Source organism: Achromobacter sp., from assembly GCF_032113835.1.
In the GTDB taxonomy this organism is placed as follows: Bacteria; Pseudomonadota; Gammaproteobacteria; order Burkholderiales; family Burkholderiaceae_B; genus Achromobacter.
In genome coordinates this window covers 1-8,899 of the sequence record NZ_DAMCTG010000100.1, presented here as the reverse complement: position 1 = coordinate 8,899, position 8,899 = coordinate 1, and the positions used below count along the sequence as shown (strand labels likewise).

At 68.2% G+C, this 8,899-nt stretch carries 8 protein-coding genes; 4 read left to right on the top strand and 4 right to left on the bottom strand.

Annotated features, from left to right (window positions below; translation table 11 throughout):
• The coding region (aceA, locus tag RT697_RS23710) for an isocitrate lyase (RefSeq protein ID WP_313702156.1) at positions 1–842 on the top strand (842 nt) is incomplete at its 5' end.
• A 411-nt stretch (positions 843–1,253) separates the two neighbouring features.
• On the opposite strand, the gene RT697_RS23705 is transcribed toward aceA, so the two are convergent.
• Positions 1,254–2,318, bottom strand: a complete 1,065-nt coding sequence (locus RT697_RS23705) for an NAD(P)-dependent alcohol dehydrogenase (RefSeq protein ID WP_313702155.1) — start codon at positions 2,316–2,318, stop codon at positions 1,254–1,256.
• 106 nt (positions 2,319–2,424) lie between these two features.
• Between RT697_RS23705 and RT697_RS23700 the strand changes: the two genes are divergently transcribed.
• Positions 2,425–3,309: a LysR family transcriptional regulator gene (locus RT697_RS23700; protein ID WP_313702154.1), complete on the top strand. Its 885-nt coding sequence runs from the start codon at positions 2,425–2,427 to the stop codon at positions 3,307–3,309.
• A 40-nt stretch (positions 3,310–3,349) separates the two neighbouring features.
• Here RT697_RS23700 and bioD read toward each other — a convergent pair whose 3' ends face one another.
• The 3 genes from bioD to RT697_RS23685 are packed head-to-tail and all read right to left on the bottom strand — an operon-like array spanning position 3,350 to position 6,647.
• Entirely contained in the window at positions 3,350–4,786 is a 1,437-nt protein-coding gene (gene bioD, locus RT697_RS23695) for a dethiobiotin synthase (protein ID WP_313702153.1), read from the bottom strand.
• Positions 4,783–5,427, bottom strand: a complete 645-nt coding sequence (locus RT697_RS23690) for an alpha/beta hydrolase (protein WP_313702152.1) — start codon at positions 5,425–5,427, stop codon at positions 4,783–4,785. Before RT697_RS23690 ends, bioD begins: the two co-directional genes overlap by 4 nt.
• Before the next feature lie 29 nt (positions 5,428–5,456).
• A complete protein-coding gene (locus RT697_RS23685) occupies positions 5,457–6,647 on the bottom strand; it encodes an aminotransferase class I/II-fold pyridoxal phosphate-dependent enzyme (protein WP_313702151.1) in 1,191 nt (396 codons plus the stop codon).
• Between the two features lie 178 nt (positions 6,648–6,825).
• Here RT697_RS23685 and RT697_RS23680 point away from each other — a divergent pair, with 178 nt between their 5' ends.
• Positions 6,826–8,094 carry an adenosylmethionine--8-amino-7-oxononanoate transaminase gene (locus RT697_RS23680; protein ID WP_313702150.1) on the top strand — a complete coding sequence of 423 codons (1,269 nt, stop codon included), beginning with the start codon at positions 6,826–6,828 and terminating at the stop codon, positions 8,092–8,094.
• Positions 8,095–8,253: 159 nt separating this feature from the next.
• A partial coding sequence (locus RT697_RS23675; protein ID WP_313702149.1) for a hypothetical protein occupies positions 8,254–8,899 on the top strand: 646 nt, incomplete at its 3' end.

Here is an 8,899-nt window from a genome sequence, read left to right as displayed (position 1 = left end):
TCGGCGGCGTGCTCAACGCCTATGAACTGATGAAGGCCATGATCGAGGCCGGCGCGTCGGGCGTCCACTTCGAAGACCAACTGGCTTCCGTGAAGAAGTGCGGCCACATGGGCGGTAAGGTGCTGGTGCCCACGCGCGAAGCCGTGGCCAAGCTGGTCTCGGCCCGTCTGGCCGCCGACACCATGGGCACGCCGACCCTGCTGCTGGCTCGCACCGACGCTGACGCCGCCGACCTGGTGACCAGCGACGTCGATGAAAACGACCGCCCGTTCATCACCGGCGACCGCACGGTGGAAGGCTTCTTCCGCACTCGCGCCGGCATCGATCAGGCCATTTCCCGCGGTCTGGCCTACGCGCCGTACGCCGACCTGATCTGGTGCGAAACGTCCACGCCCAACCTGGAATACGCCCGCAAGTTCGCGGACGCCATCCATCGCCAATTCCCGGGCAAGCTGCTGGCCTACAACTGCTCGCCGTCCTTCAACTGGAAGAAGAACCTGGACGACGGCACCATCGCCAAGTTCCAGCGCGAACTGGGCGCCATGGGCTACAAGTTCCAGTTCATCACGCTGGCCGGCTTCCACGCGCTGAACTACGGCATGTTCGAGCTGGCCCACGGCTACGCCCGCCGCCAGATGAGCGCCTTCGTGGAATTGCAGCAGAAGGAATTCGCCGCCGCCGAAATGGGCTTCACCGCCGTGAAGCACCAGCGCGAAGTAGGCACGGGCTACTTCGATGCCGTGACGCAGACGATCGAGGGCGGCAAGTCGTCCACGACCGCGCTGACCGGTTCGACCGAGGAAGCGCAGTTCGAACACGGCAAGACGCAGAAGGCCGCATAACGCGGCTGTGTCGGCCGGCGGCGCCCGGTCCCCGCAAGGGGCGCCGGACGCCGCGTGCAGGTGTGTAGTTGCAGGTGCTGTTGTAGGGTGGATTCAAGGGTGCCTGCGGGCACCCTCTTTTTTTGTTCCACGACGACGCTATTACCGCAGTACGCTGGACGGTGCGAAGGCCAGGGTGCCCAACGGTCTTCGCCTTTTTCCTCGTCAGGAGCCATCCATGAACGCGTCCACGCACGCCATCATCCGTGAAACCGCAGAGGCATCCGCGCAAGGCCGCATCCATTTCGGCCAAGTCGTTGGTCGACTGGCGGACGCAGGCGTCGATGGCACGTTACGTACTTCGGCCGCCGCGGCGAAGCGCACGACGAGAAGTTTCCCGACTGAACCCGGGCGGCCCCAGGGGAAGCAGGCCTATGCGGCAACGCGCGTTTCTCTCAGCGACGCCATGTCGATCACGAAGCGATATTTCACGTCGTTCTTCACCAGCCGCTCGTAGGCTTCGTTGACGGCCTGGATCGGCACCATCTCGACATCGCTGACGATGTTGTGTTGGGCGCAGAAGTCCATCATCTCCTGGGTTTCTTCCATGCCGCCGATCGCCGAGCCCGCCAGGGATTTGCGGCCCATGATGAGGTTGGCGCCGGGAATCGGATCCAGCGGCGTCAATGCGCCCACCAACGCCATGGTGCCGTCCAGCGCCAGCAGCGCCATGTAGGGATTGACGTCGTGGCTGACGGGAACCGTGTTCAGCAGGAAGTCGAACGTGCCGGCGTGCGCCGCCATCGCGTCCGCATCGCGCGAGACCAGCACGTCGTCCGCGCCCAGTCGCTTGGCGTCGCGGGCCTTGTCGGCAGACGTTGTGATCATCACCACGTGCGCGCCCATTGCGTGTGCGAACTTCACGCCCATGTGGCCCAGGCCGCCCAGACCGATGACGCCCACCTTCTTGCCGGGGCCGACCTTCCAGTGGCGTAGCGGGGAATAGGTGGTGATGCCGGCGCACAGCAGCGGCGCGACTGCCTTCAGGTCGAGCTTGTCGGACACCTTCACGACGAAATGCTCGTCCACGACGATGCGATCGGAATAGCCGCCAAACGTCAACTGGTCGCTGCCGCGCTCCTTGTCGTTGTAGGTCAGCGTGGCGTTTTCCTCGCAATACTGTTCCAGGTTCAGCTGGCACGCCTTGCAATGGCGGCATGAGTCCACCATGCAACCCACGCCGGCGTAATCGCCCACCTTGAACTTCGACACGTTCTTGCCGACCTGCGCGACGCGGCCGATGATCTCGTGGCCGGGCACCATGGGGTACATGGAATTGCCCCAGTCGCCGCGTGCCTGGTGCAGGTCGGAGTGGCAGATGCCGCTGTACAGGATGTCGATCAGCACATCGTCGTCGCCGGGTTCGCGGCGGGTGAAGCTGAAGGGGACGAGCGGGGTGTCGGCGCTGTGCGCGGCGTAGCCTTGGGCTTGGATCATGACGGCCTCTTGGGATGTTTGTTGAGCAGGCGTTCACAATATGCCGGGCGAAGACCGCGTTCAAGCTAGAATTTCGGCATGATTTATTGAATGAATTTGCACAATCATGGCGCTCGACAACCTGTCCCACCTTGCTGCGTTCTCCGCAGTGGCCCGCCTGGGCAGTTTCCGCAAGGCGGGCGAAGACCTCAGCCTGTCCACGTCGGCGGTCAGCTACGCGATCCGGAAACTGGAAGAGCGGCTGGGGGTGAATCTCTTTAACCGCACGACGCGCAGCGTGGCGCTGACCGACGCGGGCCAGCGCCTGGCCGAGCGCCTGCAGCCCGTGCTGCACGGGCTGGACGACGCGCTGGACGAAATGAACCACTTTCGCGGCTCGGCCGCCGGCACGCTGCGCATCAACACGTCGCGTGCCGCGTCATACTTGCTGCTGATGCCAATGGCGGGACGGTTCCTGGCCGCCTATCCGGACATCCGGCTCGAGATCGGCGAGGACGACAGCTTCGTCGACATCGTGAAATCCGGCTTCGACGCGGGCGTGCGGCTGATCGATGCCGTGCCCGAGGACATGGTGGCAGTGCCGATCGGCCCGGCGCTGCGCTCCGTGGTGGTGGCCTCGCCGGATTACCTGCGGGACCGCGAGCCGCCACGGCATCCGGCCGACCTGATGAAGCACGAATGCGTCCGCTACCGTTTTCCCAGCGGCCGGTACTTCAAGTGGGAATTCAAGCGGGACGGCGAGGTGCTGGAGTTCGACGTGCCGGGGCGTCTGGCTCTGAGCGACGTGCATGCCGAGGTGCGGGCGGCCACCGACGGCATCGGCATCGGCTATGTGCCGGAAAACTACGTCGCCGGACTGTTGGCATCCGGCAAGCTGGTGCGGCTGCTGGACGACTGGTGCCCGACGATCCCCGGATTCATGCTGTATTACCCCCGGCAGCGCCGCGTGTCATCGGCGCTGCGGGCGTTTATCGACATGGCGCGGCAGTGACGCGCCGAAGCTGAAGCCGAAGCCGAAGCCGCCGTCCCGGCTAGCCCGCTTCGGCCTCGGCGCCGTATAGCGACGCCAGACATTCGGCCAGCGGCGCAATGCCCTTGGCCAGTTCGTCGACCGCGGCGGCGTCCACACGCGGCAGCGGCGGAATCTCGGCCAGCACGCGCACGCCGCCAAAGCGCTCGATGGCTTCCTTGTTGCCCGCGGACGGCGGGCCGCTCATCACCACGCCAAGCACGGGAATTCCGCGCCGCTGCAATGCCGTGAGGCTCAGCAAGGTGTGGTTGATGGTGCCCAACCCACTGCGCGCCGCCAGCACCACGGGCATGTCCAGGCGCGCGATCAGGTCGATCATCATGTGCGTGTCGTCGATCGGCACGTACAGGCCGCCCGCGCCTTCCACGATCAGCGGCGCGCGCGTCGCGGGCGGCACGATGGTGGTGGCGTCGACCACGGTGTCTTCCAGCGTGGCGGCCGCCCACGGCGACAGTGGCGCCTGCAGCACGTAGGCGGGCAGGTGCAGACGGTGGGGCGGCAGCTGCGCCAGTTGGGCCACGGTGTCGGTGTCGCCCGGCTCCTCGGCCACGCCGGTCTGCACCGGTTTCCAATAGTCCGCATTCCAGGCGCGGGCCAGGATGGCCGACACCAGGGTCTTGCCGATACCGGTATCGGTGCCCGTCACGAAAACGCCATTCGGCCGCTGCATGGTTTTTTTCCACATACCGTACGCCAGGTGATAGGTCACCGTGGCTCCTTGTTCGTCAAACGCGGCCAGCACCCGGCGCAATTGCGCCGCGCCCAGCGGCGGGCGGCCGGGCGCGGGCGTGGTCGCGCCGATGCCCTTCAGGCCCCGCAGGAAATGCAGGCCGTCAGGATGATCTTGTATCAGGCGTTCGCTGCGCACGCTACCGGTCAGATCGGTCATGGCCGGACGGATGGCGCACACTGGCGGGTAGGCCGGCGTCGCGGGCGCCAGGCCGGCGGCGGCGTGCGCCGCCTGCCATTCGGCAAAGGTGCCCGCGGCCAGCGTGGCCACCGCCAGATGGCCACCCGGCGCCAGCAGGCGCGCCAACCGGCCCAGTCCCGCGTTCAGGTCCGAAAACCACTGCACGGCGAGGCTTGAGCAGATCAGGTCGAAGCCGCCTTGCAGCCCGGCCGGATGCTCGCCGTCCAGCAACTGATGGCGGGCGGCGCCGGGCAGGGCGGGGCCAAGGCGCGCGGCGGCCAGCATGCCGGGTGAAATGTCGGTCACCGTCCAGTCGGCCGCCCCGAGTCGGCGGGCCAGCGCCTGGGTCAGCAGTCCGGTGCCGCAGCCGATTTCCAGGATGCGCGGACGGGGCGGCAGGGGCAGCAGGGCGATGTCGCTGGCCAGCCGTTCTGCCGCGATGCGCTGGATGGCCGCATGGTCTTCGTATCGGGAGGCGGCGGCGCCGAAGCGGTCGCCGACGCGGGCATTGCGCACAGCCTGCGTCATGTGCGCTGCGCCAGGCGGGCGGCGAAGCCGCGGATATGCGCCGCGCACCAGCCGGTGTCCGTGACGGGCAGGAGATGTCCGCCTTGCTCGCGCCAATGCAGTTCGTCTTCCGGCCGGCAGGCAAAGGCGGCGCGCGTCATGGCGGCGGGGACGATGGCGTCCGCGCCGCCCGCCAGCGCCAGCAGGGGGACAGGCAGCGCCGCGAGCGCCGGGCGCTGGTCCTCGTCGCGCAACGCAGCCAGATCGCGGCGCAGCGTCGCCACCTGTGGCGGGCCGAAAGGCGTTTCATCGCCGCAGCGCTGGCGGAAGTCCTGCACCACGGCGGCCGGAGAATCAACCAGGCGCTTGTCCATTCGATCCAGCAGGCGGGCCGGCACGCCAGAGGGAAAATCGGGCGCGGCGCTGAACCGGGGAAAACCATTGATCGACACCAGCCCGATGCATTGGTCCGGCAACTGCCGCAACAGGCGCAACACGCCGAGCGAATGGCCCACCGCAATCACCGGGCCCGTGACGTCAGGCTCATGGGTGCGCCCGAAATAGCCCGCATCGCAAGCGGCTTGCGGCGAGTCGGCCAACGCCGCGCGCAGCGGATCCCAGAACGCGGCGTCGAACGCCCACCCGTGAATGAAGCGCAGCATCGGGCGCGCTGGCGAAACCGTAGCCGCCGTCATGCCAGCACCGCCGCAAAACCCGCGATCAATTGGGACACCTCGTCGTCGCGATGCGCGGCGCTGAGCGCGATACGCAGGCGACTGGTGCCGGCGGGCACCGTGGGCGGGCGGATCGCCACGGCCAGCAGGCCACGGCGCTCCAGGCCGGCGGCAATGGCCAGCGCGCGGGCCTCGTCGCCCACGATGGCGGGCACGATCTGTGTTGAAGACGCGCCCGTGTCCAGGCCCATGCCGCGCAGCGCCGTGCGCAGGCGGTCGCCGCTGGCCGCCAGCCGGGCGCGTTCGGCGTCCAGCGTGGGCGCCAGATCCAGCGCCGCGTCCATCGCACCCAGCACGGAAGGCGGCAGCGCGGTGGTGTAGATGAAGCCCGAACACGCATTGACCAGAAAGTCGCACAGCGCGCGCGAGCCCGCGACGTAAGCGCCAAAGCCGCCCAGCGCCTTGCTGAACGTGCCCATGGCCAAGTCGATCCGTCCGGGCGCCAGCCCGGCCAGGCCCATGCCGCCGGGACCGAGCACGCCGGTGGCATGCGCTTCGTCCAGGTAGACAAAAGCGTGGAAGCGGTCGGCCAGGTCCGCCAGCCGGGCAACGTCGGTGCGGTCGCCGTCCATGCTGAACACGCTCTCGGTGATGATGAAGCGCGAGACAGGCGTCGCGCCCTCGGCCGCCTGCGCGCGGCTGGCCAGCAGGCTTTCCAGATGATCGAGGTCGTTGTGGCGAAAGCGGATCTGCCGTACGCCCGCGGCTTGGCACCCGTGATGCAGGCTTGCGTGGTTGAGCTTGTCGGCGTAGACCTCCACCTCGCCTTGGCCGGCGGCCGCGCGCAACAGGGCGGGCAGAACCGCCGCGTTCGCCTGCCAGCCGGAGGCCAGCACCAGGGCGGCTTCGGTGCCTTTCAGCCGGGCCAGCTTGGCCTCGACCTGTTCATGCAGGTCCAGGTTGCCGCACACCAGCCGCGAGGCCTGGGCGCCGGCGCCGTGGCGGGCGGTCCATTCGCGCGCACGCTCGACCAGCAGCGGATGCCGGGACAGCCCCAGGTAGTCATTGCTGGAAAAGTTCAGGACGGGGGCGCCGTTCAGCACGATGCGCCCAGGCGGGGCGGATGAGGCCGTGCGCAGCCTTCTGCGCTTTTGGCGGGTATCGGCGAGCGCGAGCTCGGCGGAGAACAGCGAATCCAGCTTAGACATCGATCAATCCGGCAGCGGCCCGTCGCCTGCGCGCCGCGGCGGCAGGCAGGGGCGCGAAAAAGCGCCCGCGCCAGGCCGTAGAATGCGGGCCATTGTAGTGGAGGCGCAACGGCTCCCCGGGCGCATGCGGAGCGTGCAGCGCCCCCTGGCCGCGCCGCCTGATTTCAAGAGGTGAACGATGCACGCGCCCGACTGGATGATCCAAGGCCAACCCCATATCTGGCTACCCTATGCCCAGATGAAGACGGCGACGCCGCCGCTGCCCGTGGTGCGCAGCCAGGGCAGCCTGCTGGAACTGGCCGACGGCCGCACCCTGGTGGACGGGGTGGCATCCTGGTGGACGGCCTGCCACGGTTACAACCATCCGCATATCGCGCAGGCCGTGCGTGCGCAACTGGATGCCATGCCGCACGTGATGTTCGGCGGGCTGACCCACGAACCCGCCTTGACGCTGGCGCGCCGCTTGGCCGCGCTGCTCGGCCCGGGACTGGACCGCGTCTTCTATACGGATTCCGGCTCGGTGGCCGTCGAGGTCGCCATGAAGATGGCGCTGCAGTTCTGGTTGAACCAGGGCGAACACGGCCGCACCCGCTTCCTGGCCTTCCGGGGCGGCTATCACGGCGACACCTTCGGCACGATGGCGGTGTGCGATCCCGACGAGGGCATGCATAGCCTCTTTAACGGCATGCTGGCCGGACACGACATCGTCAGCCTGCCGCGCGACGAGGCGGGGCTGGCCGAGCTGGACGCCTGGCTTGAGCCGCGCGCATCGCAATTGGCCGGCATCCTGGTCGAACCGCTGGTGCAGGGCGCGGGTGGCATGCTGCTGCACGATCCCGAAGTCCTGCGCCGCCTGCGCCGCCTGGCGGACAAGCACGGACTGCTGCTGATCTTCGACGAGATCTTCACGGGTTTTGGCCGGACCGGCACCTTGTTCGCCTTCGAGCAGGCCGGCATCCGCCCGGACATCATCACGTTGTCCAAGGCGCTGACCGGCGGGACGCTGCCGCTGGCGGCCACGGTGGCCAGCGATCGCGTCTTCCAGGCCTTCTGGTCCGACGACCCCGGACACGCGCTGATGCACGGCCCCACCTTCATGGGCAATGCGCTGGCGTGCGCCGCGGCCAATGCCTCGCTCGACCTCTTTGAAACTGAACCCCGGCTGGCGCAGGCGCAGGCCATCTCCGCCGCCTTGGCCGCCGGGCTGGAATCCTGCCGCGAATTGCCCTGGGTGCGCGACGTGCGCGTGCTGGGCGCGATCGGCGTGGTCGAGCTGGACGGCATCGCCGACCGCGAAGCCCTCAAGCGTCGCCTGGTCGAGGCGGGCGTCTGGGTGCGCCCCTTCGGCAACGTGGTCTACTTGACTCCCGCGCTCACCATCGAAGCCGAGGATCTGGCGCTGCTGACCGGGGCCGTGACGACGGTGCTGCGCGCGGGGCGCCCGTAAGACGATAACGGGGGCGGGCGGTGCGGCGGTAGGGCGATTGGCCGCTGGAGCGATAGCGCGGCAGGGCGGTTTGCTCGTGTACGGGGCGTCGGCAAACCGCGACAACCGCCTTGATTCAGATCAAGGCGGTCGGGGACGGGCCTGATTACCATCGGCAACATGCGTGCCAAATCGATTTTCGCCGTTCCGGCCAGCCTGCCCGATGCCGACCGCCAGCAACGCCGCCATGCGCTGGTGCGTCTGTCGCTCGCGTGGCTGGCAATGATGCAGGTCATGATGTTTGCCTGGCCCGGCTATCTGCGCCACGAATCCATGCCCGCGGACGCGCTCGAAACCCTGGACTGGGCCATCGTCCTCATGAACTGGGCCAGCTTCGCGCTGACCGTGCCCGTCGTCCTGTATTCGGCATGGCCCATCTGGCGCCACGCGGGCGCCAACCTGCGGCAAGGCCGCGCCGGCATGGACGTGCCGGTGGCGCTCGGCATCATCGCCGCCTTCATCCCCAGCGTTCACGCCACGTATACCGGCCGGGGAGAAGTCTATTTCGATTCGGTCACGATGTTCGTGGCGTTCCTGTTGACCGCCCGCTATCTCGAGCTATGCGCTCGCCAGTCCTTCGGCGGCGCAGGTTCCGCCGGCCGCCGCCATGCCCGCATCGAAGACCAGCGCCTGCTGCTGGGCGCGCGCGCCGACCGGGTGGCATCGCATTTCGTCATGGTGCAGGTCGCGCTGGCGCTGGCTGCCGCGGCGGGCTGGGCCTACATCGATCCCGCCCACAGCATCCCCGTCATGGTGGCGCTGCTGG